The following is a 25190-nucleotide window of genomic DNA, read 5'->3' as shown; positions in this document are numbered from 1 at the left end:
GACCCCGCAGGGGGAGGGGAGCTACGCGATCCTGCGCACTTCGGGGACGCCAATCAGCCTACCTCACCGAGACATCGAGCAGCTGCGGCTTTGCTGGCGGGTGCGACAGGGATCGGCCGAGATGCCTCAGCATCGCGCTTGCCTGCTCGACGGTGTAATTGAGCAGCCATCGCTCGAACGCTTCGGCCGGCATCGCGGCGGCGAAGACAAATCCTTGCAGCACGTCGCAGCCAAGTTCTCGCAGGATGCCGCGCTGGGCGTCGGTTTCGACGCCCTCGGCGACGACGGTCATTTTCAATATCTGGCCAACGCGGATCACCGCGGTGGCGACCGCGAGCGCGCTCTCGTCATGCTCGATATCGCGCATAAAACTGCGGTCGATCTTCAATTCGCGGATCGGCAGGTGCACCAGGCGGCTGAGGCTTGAATAACCGGTTCCGAAATCGTCCAGCGACAGGCCGACGCCGAGTTCGCGGATCGCGTTCATGGTTTCGATCGCCAGCAGGCGTTCGTTGAGCAGCACGCCTTCGGTGACCTCCAGCATCAGCGCTTGCGGCGGCAGGCCGCAGGCCTCGATGATCTCGGCGACAGACGCTGCCAAATTCGTATTCTGAAAATTGAGCGGCGACAGATTGACCGATACGCAGGGCACATCCAGCCCGGCGTGGCGCCAGGCCGCCATTTGCCGACAGGCCTCCCGCATCGACCACAGGCCGATTTGTTCGATCAGGCCGGATTCCTCGGCCAGCGGGATGAATTTCCCCGGCGACACCTCGCCAAGCACCGGGTCATGCCAGCGCGCCAGCGCCTCGACACCATAGAGGGTGCCGTCCGCCGTTCTGATCTGGGGCTGATAATGCAGTTTCAGCGTATCGTTCGCGATCGCCTGACGCAGTGCTGCGCTGTAGATCAGCCGCTGTTCGGCAACGCTGTTCATGTCGGCGCTGAAGAACCGGTGGGTCGAACGGCCGGCTTGTTTGGCCTTGTACATCGCGGCATCCGCCTGCTGCATCAGCGTGTCGATGTCGGTCGCGTTATCCGGATAGATGCTGATGCCCATGCTGGCGGAGATCGGCACCTGCCGCTCGCCGAGCCGCAGCGGCGACGCCAGGGCTTCGGTGATGCTGGAAGCGATCCGCGACGCGCCATCCGCGTCGCAGTCCGTCAGCACGATCACGAACTCGTCGCCGCCCAGGCGTCCGAGGATGTCACAGGAGCGGATTTTGCCGCGCAGACGTTGCGTCAGTTCGATCAGCAACTCGTCGCCGGCGCCATGTCCGAGCGTATCGTTGATGTCCTTGAAATGATCGAGATCGACAAACAGCAGCGCGGCGCGTTTCCCCGCGGGGCAGCCCTCGATCGCCTGGTTGATCAGTTGGCGCAGCCTCGCGCGGTTCGGCAGGCCGGTCAGCATATCGTGGTAGGCCAGCCGGGCGATCTGGGTCTGCGCCTCCTGACGCTCGATCGCCAACGCGCAGAGATGGACGCAGGCATCGACGATGCGCTGATGCCAGCGGCTCGGTGCGCGACGCTCCCTGAAATAGAAGGCGAAGGTTCCGATCACGCGGCCATCCTTGGCCTTGATCGGCGTGGACCAGCACGCGCGCAGGCCGACTTCGAGCGGGCCTGTCTTAAAAGGTCCCGCCTTGAACGACAGCCAGCGCGGATCGGTCTCGATGTCCTCCGCCAACACCGCTTCGCCGAGATAGGCCGCGGTTCCGCACGAGCCGACGTTCGGCCCGATGGCTGTGCCATCGAGCGAGCGGGAATAGTCCTCAGGCAGGCTCGGGCCGCCGAGCGGATGGACCAGTCCATCGGCATCGACGTGCAACAGGGAGGAGACGACGTCGGGGGCGATGGCCTCGACACGCCGGCAAAGCTGGTCGGCGATCTGCGTGATCGGAACTTCATCGGCCAGCGCGGCCATGATCAGTTGTTGCAACGACCGCAGTTGCTTGGTCTCGCTGATGTCGGTCAGCAGCGCGAACAAATATTTGATGCCGCCGTGCTCCTTGCGAAAGGCCTTGATGGATGCCGAGACCCAGCTTTCGTCGCCGTTCTTGTCGTAGAGCAGGATTTCCTCGTCGCTGTCATTTCCCTCGCTGATCCGGCGCCGTAACCTGGCCAGTACCTTGCGGTCGGTGCAGCGGCCGGTCAGCAATTGTTCGGCGTGCTGTCCGATGACCTCATCGACGGAATATCCGAACAATCCCGCGAACGCGGCGTTGACATACACGATCTTCAAATCGGGATCGGTCACGACGACCGCGCGGTTGGTCGCATCGGCCACCAAGGTCAGCAGCGCGAACTGCTCCCGCCGCTTGAGCTCGGCGGTGATGTCGCGGGCAAACACCATATAGTTGCTTCGGCTACCGACCTCGACGCGCGACACCGACAGAGCCGCGCGGACGCGGCTGCCGTCGTTGCGTCGTATCGTGATCTCGGAGGCCGGCTGTTGCAGATCATGGAGCCCGAGGGTGCCTGCGTCACGACGCAGAAGCTCGGCGCGAGGGATTCCCCAGATCAGTTCGGCTGCCGCGTTGCAATGGCTGACGCCGAGATCGCCGTCGAGGATGACCACCGCATCGGCCGCCTGCTCGAGCGCGGCCAGCAGGAATTCGGGACTTTCGACCGCTGTATAATCGGTGGCGCGCATCGTTGATCCCTGAGTACCGCTGATAACCGGTGCCGTTGAAAGCCGCCGCCGTTTGAACCCGAAAGCAAAGCCATTGCTGGAGCGGCAAACATAGGGTTCCAGCGGTGTTGAGAGTGTTTTCTCAACTCACCACCCCTCGTCGAACTGATAATATGCTTAAGATTTCATGAGGAGCGTCGTCACTGGAGCGACGGATTCCGCGGCGCATCTTTCTCGCCCCTCCCCGCAAGGGGGAGGGAAGTCGAGCGCGTCACTGCGCGATGAACTCTAGATCCCGCTCGCGCCTTCGTGCTGAAACCCCAGATAGCTCGCGGCGACGCGCGCGTTGGCGGCGATCTCGCGGGCGGGGCCGCTTAGGATGAATTCGCCAAGCTCCATGACATAGGCGCGGTCGGCGATCTCCAAGGCGGCCCGCGCGTTCTGCTCGACCAGCAGCACCGAGACGCCGTTGGCGCGCAACTCGCCGATGATACGGAAAATATCCGCGACGATGATCGGCGCCAGGCCAAGGCTGGGCTCGTCCAGCATCAATAGCTTTGGCGTGCCCATCAAGGCGCGGCCCATCGCCAGCATCTGCTGCTCGCCGCCCGACAGGGTGCCGGCCAATTGCTTGCGGCGCTCCTTCAGCCGCGGAAACAAATGGTAGACCCGCTCGAATGCGGCGGCGGCTTTGCTCTTCGCGATCCGGAACGCGCCGAGCTGCAGATTGTCCTCGACGTTCATGGTGGCGAACAGTTCGCGGTGCTCCGGCACCAGGCTGAGGCCTGCGGCGACACGATCCTCGATATCGAGCGGGGCGATGTCCTGCCCGGCGAAAGCGGCCGTGCCCTTCAGCGGCAGGATGCCCATGATCGCATTCAACAGCGTGCTCTTGCCGGCCCCGTTGGCGCCGACGATGGTGACGATCTCGTTGTCGGCGACGTCGAGCGACACCGCGCGAACGGCCTCGACCTTGCCATAGGCGACATGCACGTCGGAAACGCTGAGCAATGCGGCGGTGCGGGGATTCGTGTGACCGTTCATGCGACCGCTCCGAGATAGGCCTTGATCACATCGGGGTTGGACTTGATCGCGCCCGGCGTGCCCTCAGCGATCTTGGTGCCGAAGTCGAGCACCACGATGCGGTCGGCCAGATCCATCACGAATCCCATGTCGTGCTCGACCAGCAGCACCGACATGCCGCCGTCGCGCAACTGGCGCAGCAGGCTCGCGAGCTGTTGCTTCTCCATGTGCCGCAACCCCGCGGCGGGCTCATCGAGCAGCAGCAGGATCGGGTCGACGCACAGCGCGCGCGCGATCTCGACGATGCGTTGCTGGCCGAGCGAGAGACTGCCGGCAAGCTGGTTGATCTGCTCGCCCAATCCGACGCGCTCGATCTGGCGCGCCGCTTCCGCCAGCAATCGCGCTTCGTCGGCGCGGTCGAGCCGGAACATACTGGAGATGGCGCCGCAATGACCACGCAGATGCGCGCCGATCGCGACGTTCTCCAGCACGGTCATGTCAGGCACCAGTTTGACATGCTGGAAAGTCCTACTGATGCCGAGTTTGACGATGTCCTGCGGCGGCGCATTGTTGATGGCCTTGCCGAGCACGGAAATCCTGCCGCTGGAGGCGGTCAGCACGCCGGTGATGAGATTGAAGGTGGTGCTTTTGCCGGCGCCGTTGGGCCCGATCAGCGCGACGATCTCGCGGGCCTGCACATCGAAGGAGACGTCGTTGACCGCGATCACGCCGCCGAATTGTTTGCGCGCGTGGTCGATCTGCAGCAACACCGAAGGCGTCGCCGTCGCGCGCGACCTGGGCGGCAAGGTCAGCGACATATCCGGCCGCTTGCGGATCGGCGTGAAGGGCAATCGTGCCATCAGCCAGGGCCAGACGCCGGTCGGTGCGAGCTGCAACAGCGTCACCAGCAGGATGCCGAACACGATGGTCTCGAGCTGGCTGGAGCCGCCGAAGATCAGCGGCAAATAGCTCTGCAGCACTTCCTTCAGGATCACGACGATGGCCGCACCCAGCACGCCGCCCCAGACATAGCCGGCGCCACCAACCACCGCGACGAACAGATATTCGATGCCGGCCTGCGCGCCGAACGGTGTCGGGTTGGCGGCGCGGACGAAATGCGCATAGAGCCAGCCGGACAGGCCGGCCAGCACCGCCGCATAGATGAACACCAAAAGTTTGGCGCGCGGCGCGTGCACCCCGAACGCCTCGGCAGCGATGTGGCCGCGGCGCAGCGCGCGGATCGCGCGGCCGGTGCGGGAGTCCAGCAGGTTCATTGTCAGCAGTGCCGCGATCAATACCGCGATCCAGATCGCGAAGTAGATGGTTCCGGGATCGATCATCCTGAGGGAGCCGATCGACAGCGGCGGGATCCCGGAAATTCCGTCATTGCGGCCGAGGAACTCCAGCTTGCTGAACAGATAAAACAGCCCGATGCCCCAGGCGATGGTGCCGAGCGGCAGATAATGGCCGGACAGCCGCACCGTGACCAGCCCGAGCACCACCGCGGCGATGCCGCTGACCAAGAGCGACAGCGGCAAGGTCAGCCATGGCGACAGGCCGTAGGTCGTGGTCAGCACCGCCGTGGTGTAGGCGCCAAAGCCGCAGAACGCCGCCTGGCCGAACGAGGTCAGGCCGCCGACGCCGGTCAAGAGCACGAGGCCCATCGCCACCAACGCCGACAGGCCGATATTGTCCAACAGCACGATCCAGAATGGCGGCATGCCGGGGACGAACGGAATCGCCGCCATCACCAGCGCGAACAGAAGGATCGGCAACCGCTGCGGCATCGCCATCAATCCTTCTCCTCCTCGACCGCGGGCTGTGCCAGCGACCGCAACACCAGCACCGGAAGGATCAGCGTGAACACGATGACCTCCTTGAAATCGCTGGCGTAGAACGAGGAGAACGCCTCCACGATGCCGACGACGAGGGCTGCGACCGCGGTCAAGGGATAGCTGACGAGGCCGCCGATGATCGCGGCGACAAAGCCCTTCAGGCCGATCAGGAATCCGGTGTCGTAATACAGCGTGGTGATCGGCACGATCAGGATTCCCGAGACCGCGCCGATCAAGGCGGCCATCAGGAAGGCGAGCTGCCCCGCCAAGGTGGTGCGGATTCCGACCAGACGGGCGCCGAGGCGATTGACCGCGGTGGCGCGCAGCGCCTTGCCGGTCAGCGTAAAGCCGAAAAACAGCCACAGACCGACGATGAAGGCTGCGGTGACGACATAGACCGCGATGCTCTGGCCGGTAAACCGTAGGGGACCCAGCGTGAAGGCCGCGTTCGACAGCGCAGGGCCGCGCTGGCCTTCGGCGCCGAAGAACAGCAGTCCAAAGCCCTGCATCGCCAGATGGCAGCCGACCGAGGCGATCAGCAGCACCAGCACCGAGGTGTGCGCGATCGGCTGAAACGCGATGCGATACAGAAACAGCCCGATCATGGCGACGATCGCCAGCGACAGCGCGATGTTAACCGCGATGCCGCTTGGGTGGCCGACAAGCGCATAGGTCAGCGCGAACACGATCGCAGGCAGCGCGATATTGACGATGATGGCGCGGCCGACCAAACGCCGGCGCAGCGACTTTCGGGCGACATAAATGTCAAAACCGAACGCCACGATCCCCATCGCCAGCGCCAGCCGCGCGGTGCCCGGAAACTGGCCCGCCGAGAGCGAGGCATAGGTCAGCGCGCCATAGGTGACGAATTCGCCCTGCGGAATCAGGATCACGCGCGTGACCGCGAACACCAGCACCAGCGCCAGGCCGAGCAACGCGTAGATCGCGCCATTGGTAATGCCGTCCTGCACCAGGAACAGCATGATCGTCGTGTTCAAGACCGGACGCTCCCCCTACAGGCGATCCCCCGAAAGACGTCCGCCGGCCGCGCCCGTTGAGGCCGCCCGAACGTGCCTTCGATAACAGCAGTTGAAAAAGCCTGCCGATATTTGATATAGTGGATAACAATTATCAAATATAATCTCAAGCCCGGGCCGGAAAAAGCGGCGCAGGTCCGTTCCTTCAATCTAGCGAGATTGCGAACCGCGAGCGATGACTGTTTCCAAGAGCGCGACATTGAAGACTGCCGGCGACCCCGAAAAGGCCCCGCGCCCCGCCCGCAAGGACCGGGCCGAGGGTGTTGCCGAGGCCGGCGAGTTGCAGTTGGGCGAATTGTCGGAATTGCTCGGCTACTCGCTCAAGCGGGCGCAGTTGAAAGTATTCGAGGACTTCCTGCGCTGCGTGGCGACCTTGCAACTGACCCCCGCGCAATTCTCGGTGCTGCTGCTGCTCGACAATAATCCGGGGCGCAACCAGACCGAAATCGCCAATACGCTCGGCATTCTCAGGCCGAATTTCGTGACCATGCTCGACGGGCTGGAAAGCCGCGATCTGTGCGCGCGGATGCGCTCCATTAATGATCGCCGCTCCCACATCCTGGTGCTCACCGACAAGGGCCGGGCCGTGCTGGCCCGCGCCAAGAAGCTGGTCGCCACCAAGCACGAGGCCCGCCTCAACGAATTGCTCGGCCCCGTCAACCGCGTCGCGCTGCTCGAAATGCTGGCGACGATCGCACGGGAGTTTTGAGCGGTAAGCCGTCATCCTGAGGTGCGCGCACTTTCTTGCGCGCCTCGAAGGATGGTCGCAAGCACAAAGCTGAACACCATCCTTCGAGACGCGCGAAGACGCGCTCCTCAGGATGACGTCCCCGGTGTCAATCCACCAGGATCACCCTGACGTCGTTGACATTGGTCAATGTCGGCCCTGTCAGCAACAGATCGCCGGTCGCGGCAAAGAACGCGGTGGCGTCGTTGTTTTCCAGATAGGCCTTGGGATCGAGGCCGAGCGATTTCATTCTGGCAAAGGTGGCCTGATCGATCATCGCGCCGGCGGGATCGGTGGCGTCGCCGGCGCCGCCATCGGCGCCATCGGTATCGGCCGCCAGCGCTGAAACATTCGGCGTGTCCTTGAGCAGGCTGGCCAGCGCCAGCGCATATTCCTGGTTGGGGCCGCCGTGGCCGTTGCCGCGCACCGTCACGGTCAATTCGCCGCCGGACAGGATCGCGACGCGCTTGCCGTCGCGGCGCGCCTGCAACGCCAGTCGGGCATGATCGGCGGCGACATCGCGGGCTTCGCCCTCCAGGTCAGCGCCGAGATCGATGACCTCGTAGCCGGCGTCTTTTGTCAATTTGATCGCGGCGTCGAGCGCGGCCCGCGGCTGCGCGATCAGCTCGAACCGCGCGCGCGCGAAGGCCGCATCGCCGGGCTTGCAGCTTTCATTATGGAGGTCGTCGAGCGCGTGGCGGACGGCGTCGTCGACGGTCAAATCGTATTTCGCGAGGATGGCGCGGGCATCCGAAAGCGTAGTCGGGTCGGGCACCGTCGGCCCCGACGCAATTGCCGAAGGATCGTCGCGTGGAACGTCGGAGATCGCCAAGGTCACGATCTCGGCGCGCTTCCCGGCGCGCGCGAGCCGGCCGCCCTTGATCCGCGACAAATGCTTGCGCACGGTGTTGATCTCGCCGATCGGCGCCCCCGAGCGCAACAGCGCCCGCGTCACCTGTTGCTTCTGCACGAACGACACGCCGTCAACCGGCGCGATCCAGTTCGCCGAGCCGCCGCCCGTCAGCAGCACCAGCAGCAGGTCGCCGGCGTCCGCGGTCGCGGCCAGTTCCAGGCTGTCGGCCGCGCCCTTCAGTCCAGCCTCGTCGGGCACCGGATGGCCGGCCTCGACCACCCTGATGCGCCGCGTCGGCAGGCCGTGGCCGTGGCGCGTGGTGGCGATACCGATCAGGCGCGATGGCTCCAGCCCGAGGCCGTCGAGATAATGCCGCTCCGCCGCCACCGCCATGGCGGCGGCGCCCTTGCCGGCGGCAAGACAGATCACCCGGCCCACCGGCGCGTTGGGCAAATGCGCCGACAGCACGACATCGGGATGGGCTGCGGCAACGGCGGCATCGAAGATGGCGCGCAGGAGGGGACGTCGATCGGTCATCGGTTCACAAGCTCGGGGATTGAAACTCGGGACAGCGGTTATCCATCCGATTTCGGCAAAAGAAAACCCCCGCAAACCGGTTGCGGGGGCCTCCGTTGGCAAGCGAACCGGCGGCAGCGTCAGCCGCCGACATCCGCGCTGATGACGTCACCGAACAGTTCCCACCGCTCGCCCTTGAACTTCATCAGCTGAAGCGAGGAGATCGGGGCGAAATCGGTCGCGCTGGTATCGATCTTGATGCCGGGCAGCAGCGTTTCGACCCGGAAGTTCTTCAGGTTGGCCGCCTGCTTCATGACGTTGTCGCGGGTGAGGTCGTCGCCGCATTGTGTCAGCACCTGGACCAGCGTCGAGGCGACGCTGTAGCCGACGACGGTGCCATTATCGAGCCTGTCGCCTTCCGGGAAATCCTTGGCCATGAACGCGTAGAACGCCTTCATGCCGGGATCGTCGTTCCACTGCGGGTCGGAAGCGTCCTTCAGATAATTGGCGGAAATGATGTCCTGGGCGTTTGGGTAGCCCGCGGGCTTGATTACGCTGCCGACCGATGCCGAGACGTTGTTGAGGAGATGCAGCGGTTTCCATTCGATCTCGGCGACCTTCTTGATCGCCTGGGCGGCAAATTTCGGCGTCGCGATATCCATGAAGACGTCGGCGCCGCTGGATTTGAGTTTGACGATGTGGTTGTCGATCGTGGGTTCCGTGGTTTCGTAACTTTCCTCGGCGACGATCATCGAGGCCGCTTTGGCGCCGAGGCCGTCCTTGAGGCCTTTCAGATAATCCTTGCCGTAATCATCGTTCTGATAGAGCACCGCGATCTTGGCGTCGGGTTTGTTCTTCAAAAGGTACTTGGCATAGATCTGCGTTTCGCTCTGGTAGCTGGGCTGCCATCCCATGGTCCACGGGAAATTCTTCGGGTCGTTCCATTTGGTGGCGCCGGTAGCGACGAACAGTTGCGGCACCTTCTTGGAGTTCATGTATTTCTGGATCGCCGAGTTCGATGGCGTCCCCAGCGAATTGAACACCAAGAGCACCTCGTCGCTCTCCACCAGCTTGCGCGCCTGCTCGACGGCTTTCGGCGGGCTATAGGCGTCGTCATAGCTGACGAAATTGATCTTGCGGCCGTTGATGCCGCCGGCATCGTTGATCTTCTTGAAGAACGCCGCCTCGGTCCTGCCGATGACGCCATAGGCGGACGCAGGTCCGCTGTAGGGCATGATGTTGCCGATCTTGATCTCGGTATCGGTGGCGCCGGAATCGTAATGTTTCTGGGCAAGGCATGCGCTGCTGGAGGCAGCAAGTATCACGAGGGCAGCCGACACGGCTCCCATTCGCAACTGGAGTGCGGACATTTTGATCTCCTTGGGATCGCGGTGATGTGTCGATTTTTTTGACGGGGATCGCTTGTTGCGCCCCTCTGGCCATTCAATACCCTTGCGGGAACCCCATCAACAAAAAGCCCCCCGCGACGAGGTCGCAGGGGGCGTTATTTAGTCGAGGTTTAGGTCGTGGTCACTGACCTAATTTGAACCCGCTGGAGAGCAGCGCTGGCGCCCCTTCGCTCCTCGCCCCGCTCTCGCGGGGACACACCGGAACCGTCATCCTGAGGAGCGGCCTTTTGGCCGCGTCTCGAAGGATGCTGTTCAGCGCTGTGCCCGCAGCCATCCTTCGAGGCTCGCCGAAGACGGCGAGCACCTCAGGATGACGTACGAGATTAGCTTCACAGCCGCTCTAGCGGGTAGTGGTGAGCGTTAGCCGCCGACGTCGCCGCTGATGACGGGGCCGAACAGTTCCCACTTCTGGTCCTTGAACCGCATCATCTGAAGCTGTTCGACCGGATAGAAATCGGTCGCGCTGGTATTGATCTTGACGCCCGGCAGCAAGGTGTCGGGCGTGAAGTCCTTGAGGCTCGCGGCCTGCTTCATGACGTTCTCGCGGGTCAGGTCATCGCCGGCCTGCTTCAGCACCTGAACCATGGTCTGGGCCTGGCCATAGCCGAACACCACGGAGCCGTCGGCCTTGTTGGCCTCCGGCGCATATTTGGCGAGGAAGGCGTAGAATTTCTTCATGCCCTCGTCGTTGTCCCATTGCGAATCGGCGCCGTCCTTGGCGTAAGCCGCCGAGAGAATGCCTTGTGCGTTCTCAAAGCCGGCCGGCTGCAGCACCGAGCCGACGGAGGCGCCGACATTGCTCTGGAAGTACATCGGCTTCCAGCCGATCTCGGCGACCTTCTTGATGCTCTGGGCGGAGAATTTCGGCGTGGTCATGCTGAAATAGACGTCGGCGCCGGAGGATTTCAGCTTGACGATGTGGGAGTCGATGGTCGGCTCGGAAACCTCGTAGCTTTCCTCGGCCACGATCATCGACGCCGCCTTGTCGCCGAGACCGTCCTTGAGGCCCTTCAGCAGATCCTTACCGAAATCGTCGTTCTGGTACATGATCGCGACCTTGGCGTCCGGCTTCTCCTTCAGGAGATATTTCGCGTAGATGCGGCCTTCGCTCTGGTAGGGCGGCTGCCAGCCCATGGTCCAGGGAAAATCCTTGTAGTCGCCGAACTTGGTGGCGCCGGTCGCAACGAATAGCTGCGGCACCTTCTTGGAGTTGGCGTATTTCTGGATCGCCGAGTTCGACGGTGTGCCGAGCGGGCCGAACAGCAGCAGGACTTCGTCGCTCTCCACCAGCTTGCGCGCCTGCTCGACCGCCTTCGGCGGGCTGTAGCTGTCGTCGTAGCTGATGAAATTGATCTTGCGGCCATTGATGCCGCCCTGCTCGTTGATCATCTTGAAGTAGGCGTCTTCGATCTTGCCGATCACGCCGTAGGCCGACGCCGGACCGCTATAGGGCATGATATTGCCGAGCTTGATCTCGGTATCGGTCGCGCCGGTGTCGTATTTCTTTTGGGCGAGTGCACCACCGCTGGTGGCCGCGAAAGCGATGACCGCCGTCGAGAACGCGGCGATACGTAATTTTTGTCGAGATAGCATCATGTTTCCTCAGGTAACGGACCGGAAGTTCTCTTCGTTGCTGTCTGTCGCGAGCCCGTGAAGAGAACTTCTGAGCCGAACCCGCGCCGAAATTGTCCTCGTCATGGCGAGCAACCGTTAGGCCCGCGTTGCCACGGCCCATTGGCTCGCGCGGCGCGGTGGCTCGCGATGACGGCAAACGCCGTTTCTAGCTCTTCCTGAGTTTGCCGATCAATTGCTGGGCAATCACCGCAACCTGCCGTGCTCCGTGCGGCACCAGGAAGATGACGACGAACAAAAGGATGCCGAACACTGCGCCGGACAGCCCCTTGGAGATTCCCTCCGCGATGTTGGGGACGAAGATGATGAACGCCGAACCCACGATCGACCCGGGCAACCATCCGACGCCGCCGACCACCATGCCGAGAAACAGCGAGATCGCCAGCGTGATGGTGTAGCTGTCGGGCGCGACGAACTGCACCGCGATGGCACCCAGCGCGCCCGCGACGCCGGTGATGCCGGCCGAGACGCCGAACGCCAGCGTCTTGTACAGCGCGACATCGACGCCCATCGCCGACGCCGCGATCTCGTTGTCGCGGATCGCCATGAAGGCGCGGCCCGAGCGCGACCGCAGCAGATTGACCGACGCGACATAGATCCCGATCGAGACCGCGAGCGTGAAGTAATACAGCCACATGTCCTGCGACATCGCCCGGCCGGAAAAAACCGACCATATCGAAGAGACGAAAGACGGCGCGTCGGGCTTGGTCACCACCAGGCCCTGCACGCCGCCGGTCCAGGGCTCGAACACCCCGAGCTTGAGCAGCTGCGGCATCGCGGTGGCGAGAGCAAAGGTCGCCAGTGCCAGATAGACGCCGGACAGCCGCAGCGCCGGCTTGCCGAACAGATATCCGAAGCCGAAGCAGACGATGCCGGAGACCGGCAAGGTCAGCGCGTAGTTGATATTGCCGTGTTCCATCAGGATCGCCGAGGTGTAGGCGCCGACCGCGTAGAACGCGCTTTGGCCCAGCGAGAATTGCCCGCTGCCGCCGGTCAGGATGTTCAGCGCCATCACCGCGAGCGCGTAGATCAAGAGCATCGTCAACTGGAAGATGATGAAGTTCTTGACGAACAGTGGCACCAAGATCAGCAGCGCCAGCACCGCCAACGATGTCCCGTAGCCGAGCGTCATGGCCTTCTTGGGAACGGCCTCGATCGCCGGCGCTTCGGTGACGACTTCCTGGACTGTGCTCATATCAAACTCGCTTCACGATGGGCCGGCCGAACAGGCCCGCCGGTTTGACGACCAATACGACGATGATCAGCGCCAGCGCGATCGGCAGCTTCAATTCATTGCCGATGCCGGGAATGTAGGTCCCGGCGAGATTTTCGAAGATGCCGACCAGGAATCCACCGACCACCGCGCCGAACGGGCTGGTCAGGCCGCCGAGCACGGCGGCGGCAAATCCATAAATCAGGACACCCAGCATCATGTTCGGCTCGAGGAACACCACAGGCGCGATCATCATGCCGGCGATCGAGCCGATCGCAGCCGCCATGCCCCAGCCGAGCGCGATCATCCATGAGGTATTGATGCCGACCAGCCGGGCCGATTCAGGCATCGCCGCGGCGGCGCGCATCGCAAGTCCGATCCGGGTGAAGCGGAAGAAGAAGAACAGCAGGACGAGCAATATCATCGTCACGCCGATCATGCCGGCCTGATGGGTCGAGATCAGCTGGCTGCCGAGAAACGGCGAGGAGCCGAACGGGGTCGGAAATTGCTTGATCGTGAAGTCCCAGATCAGGCCGGCGAAGCTGTTGATGATGGCATATAGCGCGATGAAGCCGGCGACGTTGGTCAGGATCGGCGCTTTCGCCAGCGGCTTGAACAACAGCCGCTCGATCGCGATGCCGCCGGCGAAGGAAAATGCCAGCGTAAGCAAGAAGGCGCCCCAATAGGGTACCCCCCATTGCATCAACTGCCAGGCGATGAAGGTCGAGAACATCGCCATTTCGCCTTGCGCGAAATTGAGATGATCGATCGCCTGGTAGATCATGACCACGGCGAGCGCCATGCAGGCATAGATCGCGCCGGTGGCGATGCCAGCCAGGACTTGGTTGGTAAAGAGCTCCATGACCGCGTTCTCTCAATAACCCAGATAGGATTTACGGACGTCTTCGTTGTTCGCTATTTCGCTGGCGCTGCCCGACATCACGATGCGGCCAGTCTCGATGACATAGGCCTTGTCGGCAAGCTCCAGCGCCAGTTGCGCGTTCTGTTCCACCACCAGGATCGAGACCTTGTCCTCGCGGTTGATCTTGCTGAGGATGCGGAACAGGTCGCGGACGATCAGCGGCGCGAGGCCGAATGACGGTTCGTCGAGCAACATCAGCCGGGGGCGCAGCATCAGCGCGCGGGCGACCGCGAGCATCTGCTGTTCGCCGCCCGAGAGCGTGCCGGCCTGCTGGGTGTGGCGCTGCTTGAGCACCGGAAAATGGTCGTACATGCGCTCGATGTCGGACACGATCGCAGCGGAATCTTTCCGCGTGATGGCGCCGAGCTGCAGGTTTTCCTCGACCGTCATGGTGGTGAAGGTGCCACGGCCCTGCGGCACATGGGCAATCCCCAGCCGCACGATGTTTTCGGTCGAACGCCCTGACAGCGGCTTGCCCTCGAATTCGATCGAGCCGGTCGAGCGCACCATGTTGCAGATCGCGCGCAGGGTGGTGGTCTTGCCGGCGCCGTTGGCGCCGAGCAGCGTGGTCAGGCTGCCCTCGTTGAGGTCGAATTCGAGGCCGTGAAGCGCCTGGACCTGGCCGTAATAGGCGCGCAGATCCCTGACGTTGAGCATCGCCGTCATTGGTCCTTGCTCCCCAGATAGGCCTTGATGACGGCGGGGTCGGATTGCACCTGCGCCGGCGTTCCCTCGGCGAGCTTCTTGCCGAAGTTCAACGCCACCACATGGTCGGCGATCGACATCACGAGGCCCATGTGATGCTCGACCAGCAGCACCGTCATCTTGCGCTCGTCGCGAATTTTGCGAATGAGGTCGCCGAGCACATAGACTTCCTCATGGTTGAGGCCGCCGGCCGGTTCGTCGAGCAGCAGGATCTTGGGATCGGCCGCCAGCGCGCGCGCCAGTTCGACGCGCTTCTGGGTGCCGAACGGCAGGCCTGAAACCGTGACATGGGCGACGTCCTCGAGGTCGAGATAGCCGAGGATCTCGTGCACGTGCTTGTTGAGGTTGGCCTCGCCGCGACGCACCCAGGGCAGTCGCAGCGAGTCGCTGACGATGTCGCTGTTGGTGCGGGCGTGGGTGCCGACCCGGACGTTGTCGAGCACCGACAGATTGGCGAACAACGCGACGTTCTGGAAGGTGCGGCCGATGCCGATTTCGGCGATCCGGTGCGGCGGTCGCTTCAGGATGCTCTCGCCGTCCATCAGGATGTCGCCGGCGCTCGGCTGGTAGAGCCTGGAGAGGCAATTAAAGAGGGTGGTCTTGCCGGCGCCGTTCGGCCCGATCAGGCCGAGAATCTGGCCCTGGTGCATGTCAAAGGACACGCCGTTCAACGCGACGATGCCGCCGAACACGACGCTGACGTCGCGAACCGCGAGCAGGGGAGCGGCCGATCCGGCCGGTACCTGCGCGAGCTGTGCCTGCATCATGGCGTGCCGCCCAACGATGCTCGGCGGCAATGACCGCGCAAACCCGTTCGCCGGTCATCACGATGCTGGTTATCTGATCCCCTCGACCACACGTGCAACCTTCCCTCCTGCTTTAACCTTTTTGTTTTCTGGTTTTTTTGATTGTGCCGGCACGCTGCCCAGCGCCGCTTCGATGTTCCTTACCATCGCCACGAGGCGAGGTCCAATATCGCCGCGCAATCGATCTTCCGTAAAACGGAATGCCGGTGCGCCACAATTGAAGGCGTAGGGTCCCGTTCCGTCGGTGAGCTTCAGAGCGACGCCGACGGCGGCGACGTCGTCCTGCCACTCGCCGGCCGAGATCGCAAAGCCGTATTTCGCCACGGTTTCGCCGGAGCGCTCGATGCCGTCGCGCATCCGCGGCCAGCGGCTGCCATAGTGCTCACGCAGTTCGCGCAATAATGAGGCACGCTCCTCGTTCGGCAATGCCCAAATAAACGCCCGGCCCATCGCGGTGGTTGCAATCGGAATTCGCGAGCCGACGTCCAGTTGAACGCCCAGTGTCAGCTCGCTGCGGCTTTGGCCGAAATAAATCATGCTGAGGCGGTCGCGGCCCCCGACCGCGACGGCGCCGCCGGTCGCGCGCATGACCTGATCCCGGTAGGATTCGGACAAATGCCGAACGCCGAGGTTTGCAAGCGCGGCATACCCCAGCGACATCGCTGATGGCGCCAGTTGATACTTCTCGAACCGTGGAACCGGTGTAAGATAACCGAGCTTGGTCAAAGTATAGGTCAGCCGGGAAACGGTCGGCTTTGGCAAGTTGGTACGGGCCGCGATCTCTTGATTGCCAAGAAGCCCGTCGTTGGGATGAAATGCGCGCAACACATCAAGGCCGCGGGAAAGCGCGACGACGAAGCTGCGATCGGTCGCCACTCTCTTGCCTGGACGCTTCATTTCCTGCCATGCGGACTTCGTTGACAAGCGACGTGCTTCAAAATAACCCTCCATGTCAAGATGTGGAATTAAATTCCGCAGTGCGAAATCGATCGAAATAGATCAAGAACAAGATCATCCAAGGAGAGTATCGTGAGCGAAGTGGTCAAGCTTGAACGTCATGACGCGATTGCCATCGTCACGGTCGACAGCCCTCCGGTGAACGCGCTGAGCGCCGCGGTGCGGGGCGGTATCCTGGAATGCATGAAGGCCGCGATCGCCGATCACGAAGTCAAGGCGATCGTTTTGACCTGTGCCGGCCGCACCTTCATCGCCGGTGCCGACATCACCGAATTCGGCAAGCCGCCAAAGTCTCCGGGTCTGCACGAAGTGCTGACCGAGATGGAAAATTCCCCGAAGCCGATCATTGCCGCGATCCACGGTACCGCGCTCGGCGGCGGCCTCGAAGTGGCGCTGGCCTGTCATTTCCGCGTGGCGACCAAAGAGGCGAAGCTCGGCCTGCCCGAGGTAAAGCTCGGCCTGTTGCCGGGCGCCGGCGGCACGCAGCGTTTGCCGCGCGCGGTCGGGCCTGAGCTCGCGGTCAAGATGATCGTCGGCGGCGATCCGATCGGCGCCGCGGAGGCGCTCAAGAATGGCCTGATCGAGGAAATCGTCGAAGGTCCGGCCTCCGGCGGCGAGGCATTTGCCCGCAAGGTGCTGGCCGAGAAGCGCCCGCTGCGCAAACTGCGCGACGACAATTCCAAGCTCGCTGCCGCCAAGGCCGACCGCTCGATCTTCACCAATGCGGTGGCCGCCATGACCAAGCGCGCGCGCGGACTGGAAGCGCCGTTTGCCGCGGCCGACGCGGTCGGCGCCGCGATCGACCTGCCGTTCGATGAAGGGCTGAAGAAGGAGCGCGAAGGCTTCCTCAAGCTGGTCGCGAGCGATCAGTCGAAGGCGCAGCGTTACGCATTCTTCTCGGAGCGAGAAGCCGCCAAGGTCGCGGGCGTTCCCGAGGGAACAAGGCCGCGCAACGTCGCGCGGGTCGCCATCATCGGCGCCGGCACCATGGGCGGCGGTATCGCGATGTCGTTCGCCAATGCCGGTATTCCGGTGACGCTGATTGAGACCGGCGAGGAGCAGCTCAAGCGCGGCATGGGCGTGATGCAGAAGAATTACGAAGCCACCGCGGCGCGCGGCGGCATCCCGGCGGATGCGCCGGCCAAGCGCATGGGCCTGATCACCGGCGTGGTCGGATTAGAGAACGTCAAGGACGCTGACCTGGTGATCGAAGCCGTGTTCGAGACCATGGCGATCAAGAAGGAAGTGTTCACCGCGCTGGACAAATACGCCAAGCCCGGCGCCGTGCTGGCCTCCAACACGTCCTACCTGAATATCGACGAGATCGCCAAGGTGACCAGCCGTCCGCAGGACGTGCTCGGCATGCACTTCTTTTCGCCGGCCAATGTGATGAAGCTGTGCGAGATCGTGCGCGCCGATAAGACCGCGCCGGATGCGCTGACGACGGCGGTCGCCGTGGCGCGCAAAATTGCAAAAGTGCCGGCGGTGGTCGGGGTTTGCGATGGTTTCGTCGGCAACCGGATGCTGGCGCAGCGCGGCAAGCAGGCCGAGAAGCTGTTGTTCGAAGGCGCGTTGCCGCAGCAGGTCGATGCCGTGGTGACGAAATTCGGCATGCCGATGGGCCCGTTCGCGATGGGCGATCTCGCCGGTCTCGATATCGGCTGGCGCTCGCGCAAGGATCGCGGCATCAAGTCGGAAATCGCCGACGCTTTGTGCGAAGCCGGCCGCTTCGGCCAGAAGACCGGCAAGGGCTACTACAAATATGAAGCGGGCTCGCGCTCGCCGCTGCCTGATCCGGAGGTCGAGAAGCTGATCGACGAGACCTTGCTGCGGCTCGGCCGCAAGAAGCGCACAGTCTCCGACGACGAGATCCTCGAGCGCATGATGTATCCGATGATCAACGAGGGCGCGCGCATTCTTGAAGAGAAGATCGCGGCGCGGCCGAGCGATATCGACGTGATCTGGCTCTATGGTTACGGCTGGCCGATCTACCGCGGCGGCCCGATGTTCTACGCCGACCAGGTCGGCCTCAAGCACATCGCCGACCGGCTGTCGTTCTACGCCAAGGAAACCAACGACCCGAGCCTCGAGCCCGCACCATTGCTCAAGAGCCTCGCCGCCGAAGGCAAGACGTTCGCATCGCTGGCGCAGTCGAAGGCGGCTTGATGGAAGTTAGCGCGATGGGCGCGGTCTCTCTGCTCCCTCCCCCCTTGCGGGGGAGGGTCGGGGTGGGGGGTACCACAAGCTCAGTGCTTGGAGACCCCCACCCCCGACCCCTCCCCGCAAGGGGGAGGGGAGTACACAACGCCGCGCTCGCCTCACTGTGTGAAGATCATCCATGACCCATCCCGGCGAACAGTTCTATCCGGAAGGCGTCCGTTGGGACGATGCGATCGCGCGCGGGACGCTGCCGGATCTGCTGTCGACCGCGGCAGCGTCCTACGCCGCGCGGCCGGCGATTGAATTTCGCGACCGGGCGATCAGCTACGGCGAACTGGCCGCTTTGGCCGAGACCGCGGCGGCGGCCTTGCTGCGCGCCGGCTATGGCCGGGACCAATCGGTCGCGCTGTTTCTCGGCAACACGCCGGATCATCCGGTCAATTTCTTCGGTGCGCTGAAGGCCGGTGCGCGCGTGGTGCATCTGTCGCCGCTCGACGGCGAGATCGCGCTGTCGCACAAGCTGTCGGATTCCGGCGCGCGCGTGCTGGTCACTTCCAATCTCTCGGGGCTGCTGCCGACGGCCTTAAAGTTCCTCGACAAGGGCCTGCTCGACCGGCTGATCGTGTGCGAGGACGACCATTGGGGCAAGGTCGGCACGCCACAAACGGCGCTGCCGGATAATCCCGCGATCGTGACCTTCAGCCAATTCGCCGCGGGCGCGGCCAAGCCGGAGCGATGGCCGGCGATCGATGTCGATGACGTCGCGCTGCTGCAATATACCGGCGGCACCACCGGACTGCCCAAAGGCGCGATGCTCAGCCATGGCAATCTGACGGCGGCGGTGTCGATCTACGACGTCTGGGGCAAGAAGAGCCGCGCCGAGCGCAACACGATCGAGCGCGTGATCTGCGTGCTGCCGCTGTTTCATATCTATGCGCTGACCGTGATCCTGCTGCGGAGTCTCGAGGCCGGCGACCTGATCTCGCTGCACCAGCGCTTCGAGGTCGAGGCGGTGATGCGCGACATCGAGGTCAAGCGCGCGACCGCCTTCCCCGGCGTTCCCACGATGTGGATCGCGATCGCGGCCCTGCCGGATCTCGAAAGCCGCGACCTTTCCTCGCTGGCGCTTGCCGGATCGGGCGGCGCGCCGCTGCCGGTGGAAGTCGCACGCATCTTCGAGCGCAAGACCAAGATGAAGCTCAAGAGCGGCTGGGGCATGACCGAGACCTGCTCGCCCGGCACCGGTCATCCGGCGGAAGGCCCGGACAAACCGGGCTCGATCGGGCTGATGCTGCCCGGCATCGAACTCGACGTGGTCTCGCTGGACGACCCGAAGCAAATCATGCCGGTGGGCGAGGTCGGTGAAATCCGGATTCGTGGTCCGAACGTGACCAAGGGCTACTGGAACCGGGCGAAGGAAACCGCGGAGGCCTTTGTCGGCGACCGCTTCCTCACCGGCGATATCGGCTACATGGATGCCGACGGCTATTTCTTCCTGGTCGATCGCAAGAAGGACATGATCATCTCCGGCGGCTTCAATGTTTATCCGCAGATGATTGAGCAGGCGATCTACACCCACCCGGCGGTGCAAGAGGTGATCGTGATCGGCATTCCCGACGATTACCGCGGTGAGGCGGCCAAGGCCTTCGTCAAATTGCGCGCCGGCGCACAACCGTTCGCGCTGGAAGAACTCAAGGCTTTCCTCACCGGCAAGCTCGGCAAGCACGAAATTCCGGCGGCGCTCGATTTCGTCGACGAATTGCCGCGCACCCCGGTCGGCAAGCTGTCGCGCCACGAACTGCGCAGCCAGCAGAAACCAACACCGCCATCCGTCCAACCCCAACAACAACTCGCAACAGGAGGTCGCCTATGACCGACGCCGTTATCGTTTCCACCGCCCGCACCCCGATCGGCAAGGCCTATCGCGGCGCGCTCAACGCCACCGAAGGTGCCACGTTGTTGGGCCATGCCATCGGCGAGGCGGTCGCCCGCGCCAAGGTCGATCCCAAGGAAGTCGAAGACGTGGTGATGGGCGCGGCCCTCCAGCAGGGATCGACCGGCGGCAACATCGCCCGCAAGGCGTTGTTGCGCGCAGGGCTTCCCGTCACGGTCGGCGGCACCACCATCGACCGGCAATGCGCCTCGGGCTTGCAGGCGATCGCGCTCGCGGCGCGTTCGGTGATCTTCGACGGCGTCGAGATCGCGGTCGGCGGCGGCGGCGAATCGATCAGCCTGGTGCAGAACGATCACGCCAACAAGTTCCACACCCAGGATCCGGCGCTCCTGCTGATCAAGGGCGATGTCTACATGCCGATGATCGACACCGCCGAAATCGTGTCCAAGCGCTACGGCATTTCGCGCGAGCGCCAGGACGAATATTCGCTGGAGAGCCAGCGCCGCACCGCGGCAGCCCAACAGGGCGGCAAGTTCAACGACGAACTGGCCCCGATCACCACCAAGATGGGCGTCACCGACAAGGCCACCGGCGAAGTTTCCTTCAAGGACATCACGCTGTCCAAGGACGAGGGCCCGCGTCCCGAGACCACCGCCGAAGGCCTCGCCGGCCTGAAGCCGGTGCGTGGCGACGGCTTCACCATTACCGCGGGCAATGCCAGCCAGTTGTCGGACGGCGCCAGCGCCTCGGTGATCATGAGCGACAAGGAAGCCTCGAAGCGCGGCTTGCAGCCGCTCGGCATCTTCCGCGGTTTTGTTTCCGCCGGCTGCGAGCCCGACGAAATGGGCATCGGCCCGGTGTTCGCGGTGCCGCGCCTGCTCAAGCGTCATGGCCTGAAGATCGACGACATCGATCTGTGGGAGCTGAACGAAGCCTTCGCGGTGCAGGTGCTGTATTGCCGCGACAAGCTCGGCATCGATCCGGAGAAGATCAACGTCGATGGCGGCGCCATTTCGGTCGGCCACCCCTACGGCATGTCGGGCGCGCGGCTGACCGGTCACGCGCTGATCGAAGGCCGCCGCCGCAAGGCGAAATACGCGGTCGTCACCATGTGCGTCGGCGGCGGCATGGGCGCGGCGGGTTTGTTCGAGGTGTTGCAGTAAAGCGCTGTCATTCCGGCGAAGGCCGGGCATCAACAATCGTCGTCCCGGCCTTGAGCCGGGACCCATACGGCGCGGAGTCTGCGTTTAGGCAATGTGTTTGAGGCCTTTTACTTTCCGCGAACGCCAGGGGTTATGGGTCCCGGCGTTCGCCGGGACGACGAAAGAAAATTAATTCACTCTAGGAGGATCCGATGGATCTCAGCTTCAGCAAGGACGAAGTGGCGTTTCGCGAAGAGGTGCGGACCTTCTTTCGGGATAACGTGCCGCCGGCGACGCGGCAGAAATTGCAGGAGGGGCGTCATCTCTCCAAGGACGAGATGGTCACCTGGTGGCGCATCCTCAACAAGAAGGGCTGGGGCGTCTCGCACTGGCCCAAGGAATATGGCGGCACCGGCTGGACCTCCGTGCAGCACTACATCTTCAATGAGGAATTGCAGATGCATCCGGCGCCGGCACCGCTCGCCTTTGGCGTCAGCATGGTCGGCCCTGTCATCTACACCTTCGGCAACGAGACCCAGAAAAAGCAGTACCTGCCGCGGATCGCCAGTGTCGACGACTGGTGGTGCCAGGGCTTCTCCGAGCCGGGTTCGGGATCCGATCTGGCCTCGCTGAAAACCAAGGCCGAGCGCAAGGGCGACAAATACATCATCAACGGCCAGAAGACCTGGACCACGCTGGCGCAATACGCCGACATGATCTTCTGCCTGTGCCGCACCGATACTAGCGCGAAGAAGCAGATGGGTATCTCCTTCATCGTGTTCGACATGAAGTCGAAGGGCGTCACGGTGCGGCCGATCCAGACCATCGACGGCGGCGTTGAGGTCAACGAAGTGTTCTTCGACGACGTCGAGGTGCCGGTCGAGAATTTGATCGGCGAGGAAAACAAGGGCTGGGATTACGCCAAATTCCTGCTCGGCAATGAGCGTACCGGCATCGCCCGGGTCGGCGTCTCCAAGGAACGGATCCGCCGCATCAAGGACCTCGCGTCCAAGGTGGAATCCGGCGGCAAGCCGGTGATGCAGGACCAGGGTTTCCGCGAAAAGCTCGCCGCGGTCGAGATCGAGCTGAAGGCGCTCGAATTGACCCAGTTGCGCGTCGTCGCCGACGAAGGCAAGCACGGCAAGGGCAAGCCCAACCCGGCTTCTTCAGTGCTCAAGATCAAGGGCTCGGAAATCCAGCAGGCCACCACCGAACTTTTGATGGAAGTGATCGGCCCGTTCGCGGCCCCGTTCGACGAGCATGGCGACGAGGGCTCGAACGAATCGATGGACTGGACCGCGCAGATCGCGCCGAGCTATTTCAACAACCGCAAGGTTTCGATCTACGGCGGCTCCAACGAGATCCAGCGCAACATCATCACCAAGGCGGTGCTGGGGTTGTGATTGTCGCCTGAAGCGACCACGCACCTGTTCGTCATGCCCGGCCTTGTGCCGGGCATCCACGTCTTGCTTTGCGTCAAGACGTGGATGGCCGGGACAAGCCCGGCCATGACGAGAAAATTTTAGATAGTCGGGGAGAAGTAACAACATGGATTTTGATTTGTCCGAGGAGCAGCGGCTTCTCAAGGAGAGCGTCGACGGGCTGTTGACCGATTCCTACGATTTCGATCAACGCAAGAAATACATGGCGGAGAAGGGCGGCTGGAGCAAAACGCTCTGGGGCAAGCTCGCCGAACAGGGCCTGCTGGGCCTGCCGTTCTCCGAGGACGATGGCGGCTTCGGCGCCGGCGGCGTCGAGACCATGATCGTGATGGAGGCGCTCGGCAAGGCGCTGGTGCTGGAGCCGTATCTGGCAACCGTGATCCTTGGCGGTGGTTTCCTGCGCCATGGCGGCTCGGCCGAGCAGAAGGCAGCTTACATTCCCGGCATCATCGACGGCAGCAAGACCTTTGCCTTTGCGCAGCTCGAAAAGAATTCGCGCTACGACCTCGGCGATGTCTCGACCACCGCCAAGAGAAAGGGCGACGGCTGGGTGATCGACGGCGAGAAATTCGTCGTGCTCAACGGCGAGAGCGCCGACGTGCTGGTGGTCACCGCGCGCACCAAAGGCGGCCAGCGCGATTCCAGCGGCATCGGCGTGTTCCTGGTGCCCGGCAACGCCAAGGGCATCGCCCGGAAAGGCTATCCCACCCAGGACGGCCTGCATGCCGCCGACATTACGTTGACCGGTGTCGAGGTCGGCAGCGACGCTGCGATCGGCGATCCCGAGAACGGCCTGCCGCTGATCGAGCGCGTGGTCGATGAGGCCCGCTGTGCGCTCTGTGCCGAGGCGGTCGGCGCGATGGATGAATCGCTGAAATCCACCGTCGAATATCTCAAAACGCGAAAGCAATTCGGCGTGGCGATCGGCAGCTTCCAGACCTTGCAGCATCGCGCCGCCGACATGTTCGTCGCGGTCGAGCAGGCCCGCTCGATGTCGATGTTTGCGACCATGGCGTCCGAGTTCGACAACGCGCGGGAGCGCGCCACCGCGGTCGCGGCGGCGAAGGTGCAGATCGGCAAATCGGCAAAATTCGTTGGTCAGCAGTCGATCCAGCTCCATGGCGGCATCGGCATGACCCAGGAAGCCAAGATCGGCCACTACTTCAAGCGGCTGACCATGATCGAGAACACGTTTGGCGATACCGATTATCACCTGCGTCGCGTCACCGACGCCGGCGGGCTGGTGTAGCCAACGGTGACGCACGGCGCCGAATCACCATAACCGTCATGGCCGGGCTCGTCCCGGCCATCCACGTCTTTGGCGCCAAAGAAAGACGTGGATGCCCGGCACAAGGCCGGGCATGACGAGAGAAAAACAACGGACGATCAAAACAAAAAACGGAGCACCCGTCGTGAAAAACACCCCGTTCGATCTCACTGGAAAAGTCGCGGTCATCACCGGCTCGAGCCGCGGCATCGGCCGTTCTTCGGCGGAGTTGCTGGCAAAACTCGGCGCCAAGGTGGTGATCTCCAGCCGCAAGGCCGATGCCTGCGAGGTCGTCGCCGACGGCATCAGGAAATCCGGCGGCGACGCCCATGTGATCCCCTGCAACATCTCGCGGCAGGCCGACGTGCAGGCGCTGATCGCGGGCGCGACCAAACATTACGGCAAGGTCGACATCCTGGTCTGCAACGCCGCGGTCAATCCCTATTACGGCCCGCTGCTCGACATCACCGATGAGGCCTTCGACAAGATCATGGGCAGTAACGTCAAGAGCAACATCTGGCTGTGCGCGCAGGCGATCCCGCAAATGGCGGAACGCGGCACCGGCTCGGTGGTGATCGTCTCCTCGATCGGCGGCTTGCGCGGCTCGACCGTGATCGGCGCCTACGGGATTTCCAAGGCCGCGGATTTCTCGCTGTGCCGCAGCCTCGCCGGCGAATGGGGCCCCAAGGGCGTGCGCGTCAATTGCGTGGCACCCGGCCTGGTCAAGACCGATTTCGCCCGTGCGCTGTGGGAAGACGAAGAGCGATTGAAACGCCGCTGCGCCACCACACCGCTGCGCCGGATCGGCGAACCCGACGAAATCGCCGGCGCGGTCGCCTACCTGTCTTCGGACGCCTCGAGCTTCATGACCGGCCAGACCATCGTCGTCGACGGCGGCGTCACGACCGCGTCGGTGTGATTTCTCCCCTCCCCCTTGCGGGGAGGGGTCGGGGGTGGGGGTCTCCACGCACGGAGAATCGAAACTTCGTACCGACTCGAATCCAAATGTATCTTT

At 63.4% G+C, this 25190-nt stretch carries 19 protein-coding genes; 7 read left to right on the top strand and 12 right to left on the bottom strand.

Features of this window, described 5'->3' with window-relative positions; all coding sequences use genetic code 11:
• Positions 1–58: 58 nt before the first annotated feature.
• The 4 genes from GSQ88_RS01490 to GSQ88_RS01475 all read right to left on the bottom strand — a co-directional run bounded on the left by GSQ88_RS01490 (position 59) and on the right by GSQ88_RS01475 (position 6491).
• Positions 59–2656, bottom strand: coding sequence for an EAL domain-containing protein (locus tag GSQ88_RS01490; protein ID WP_159005495.1), 2598 nt, complete (start codon positions 2654–2656; stop codon positions 59–61).
• 267 nt (positions 2657–2923) lie between these two features.
• Positions 2924–3679 (bottom strand): ABC transporter ATP-binding protein, encoded by a 756-nt coding sequence (locus GSQ88_RS01485; protein ID WP_159005494.1) that lies wholly within the window; start codon positions 3677–3679, stop codon positions 2924–2926.
• Positions 3676–5445 (bottom strand): branched-chain amino acid ABC transporter ATP-binding protein/permease, encoded by a 1770-nt coding sequence (locus tag GSQ88_RS01480; protein WP_159005595.1) that lies wholly within the window; start codon positions 5443–5445, stop codon positions 3676–3678. Before GSQ88_RS01480 ends, GSQ88_RS01485 begins: the two co-directional genes overlap by 4 nt.
• A gap of 5 nt (positions 5446–5450) precedes the next feature.
• A complete protein-coding gene (locus GSQ88_RS01475; RefSeq protein ID WP_174247891.1) occupies positions 5451–6491 on the bottom strand; it encodes a branched-chain amino acid ABC transporter permease in 1041 nt (346 codons plus the stop codon).
• 214 nt (positions 6492–6705) lie between these two features.
• Here GSQ88_RS01475 and GSQ88_RS01470 point away from each other — a divergent pair, with 214 nt between their 5' ends.
• Positions 6706–7239 (top strand): MarR family winged helix-turn-helix transcriptional regulator, encoded by a 534-nt coding sequence (locus GSQ88_RS01470; protein WP_159005492.1) that lies wholly within the window; start codon positions 6706–6708, stop codon positions 7237–7239.
• 127 nt (positions 7240–7366) lie between these two features.
• Here GSQ88_RS01470 and GSQ88_RS01465 read toward each other — a convergent pair whose 3' ends face one another.
• The 8 genes from GSQ88_RS01465 to GSQ88_RS01430 all read right to left on the bottom strand — a co-directional run bounded on the left by GSQ88_RS01465 (position 7367) and on the right by GSQ88_RS01430 (position 16210).
• Complete coding sequence (locus tag GSQ88_RS01465; RefSeq protein ID WP_159005490.1) at positions 7367–8647, bottom strand: glycerate kinase type-2 family protein; 1281 nt, start codon at positions 8645–8647, stop codon at positions 7367–7369.
• A 119-nt stretch (positions 8648–8766) separates the two neighbouring features.
• Positions 8767–9996, bottom strand: coding sequence for an ABC transporter substrate-binding protein (locus tag GSQ88_RS01460; RefSeq protein WP_159005488.1), 1230 nt, complete (start codon positions 9994–9996; stop codon positions 8767–8769).
• 399 nt (positions 9997–10395) lie between these two features.
• Positions 10396–11628 (bottom strand): ABC transporter substrate-binding protein, encoded by a 1233-nt coding sequence (locus GSQ88_RS01455; RefSeq protein ID WP_159005592.1) that lies wholly within the window; start codon positions 11626–11628, stop codon positions 10396–10398.
• A gap of 187 nt (positions 11629–11815) precedes the next feature.
• Entirely contained in the window at positions 11816–12862 is a 1047-nt protein-coding gene (locus GSQ88_RS01450; protein WP_159005487.1) for a branched-chain amino acid ABC transporter permease, read from the bottom strand.
• 1 nt (position 12863) lies between these two features.
• Positions 12864–13742, bottom strand: a complete 879-nt coding sequence (locus tag GSQ88_RS01445) for a branched-chain amino acid ABC transporter permease (protein WP_159005485.1) — start codon at positions 13740–13742, stop codon at positions 12864–12866.
• A 12-nt stretch (positions 13743–13754) separates the two neighbouring features.
• A complete protein-coding gene (locus GSQ88_RS01440) occupies positions 13755–14468 on the bottom strand; it encodes an ABC transporter ATP-binding protein (protein ID WP_159005484.1) in 714 nt (237 codons plus the stop codon).
• On the bottom strand, positions 14465–15274 hold the full coding sequence (locus GSQ88_RS01435; RefSeq protein WP_159005483.1) for an ABC transporter ATP-binding protein: 810 nt from the start codon (positions 15272–15274) through the stop codon (positions 14465–14467). Before GSQ88_RS01435 ends, GSQ88_RS01440 begins: the two co-directional genes overlap by 4 nt.
• Positions 15275–15343: 69 nt before the next feature.
• Positions 15344–16210, bottom strand: coding sequence for an IclR family transcriptional regulator (locus tag GSQ88_RS01430; protein ID WP_174247892.1), 867 nt, complete (start codon positions 16208–16210; stop codon positions 15344–15346).
• Positions 16211–16342: 132 nt separating this feature from the next.
• Here GSQ88_RS01430 and GSQ88_RS01425 point away from each other — a divergent pair, with 132 nt between their 5' ends.
• The 6 genes from GSQ88_RS01425 (at position 16343) to GSQ88_RS01400 (ending at position 25094) form a co-directional block, all read left to right on the top strand.
• On the top strand, positions 16343–18436 hold the full coding sequence (locus GSQ88_RS01425) for a 3-hydroxyacyl-CoA dehydrogenase NAD-binding domain-containing protein (RefSeq protein WP_159005481.1): 2094 nt from the start codon (positions 16343–16345) through the stop codon (positions 18434–18436).
• Between the two features lie 172 nt (positions 18437–18608).
• Positions 18609–20303 (top strand): dicarboxylate--CoA ligase PimA, encoded by a 1695-nt coding sequence (pimA, locus tag GSQ88_RS01420; protein ID WP_159005479.1) that lies wholly within the window; start codon positions 18609–18611, stop codon positions 20301–20303.
• Complete coding sequence (locus tag GSQ88_RS01415; RefSeq protein WP_159005477.1) at positions 20300–21487, top strand: acetyl-CoA C-acyltransferase; 1188 nt, start codon at positions 20300–20302, stop codon at positions 21485–21487. Before pimA ends, GSQ88_RS01415 begins: the two co-directional genes overlap by 4 nt.
• A gap of 191 nt (positions 21488–21678) precedes the next feature.
• A complete protein-coding gene (gene pimC / locus GSQ88_RS01410) occupies positions 21679–22869 on the top strand; it encodes a pimeloyl-CoA dehydrogenase large subunit (RefSeq protein ID WP_159005475.1) in 1191 nt (396 codons plus the stop codon).
• A gap of 145 nt (positions 22870–23014) precedes the next feature.
• Complete coding sequence (gene pimD, locus GSQ88_RS01405; protein WP_159005473.1) at positions 23015–24157, top strand: pimeloyl-CoA dehydrogenase small subunit; 1143 nt, start codon at positions 23015–23017, stop codon at positions 24155–24157.
• Between the two features lie 163 nt (positions 24158–24320).
• Positions 24321–25094 (top strand): SDR family NAD(P)-dependent oxidoreductase, encoded by a 774-nt coding sequence (locus GSQ88_RS01400; RefSeq protein WP_174247890.1) that lies wholly within the window; start codon positions 24321–24323, stop codon positions 25092–25094.
• The last annotated feature ends 96 nt before the right edge of the window (positions 25095–25190 follow it).

This window comes from Bradyrhizobium sp. S69 (assembly GCF_009766005.1).
Classification (GTDB): Bacteria; Pseudomonadota; Alphaproteobacteria; order Rhizobiales; family Xanthobacteraceae; genus Bradyrhizobium.
The sequence above is the reverse complement of the archived record's forward strand: the minus strand, read 5'-3'. Positions and strand labels throughout refer to the sequence as shown.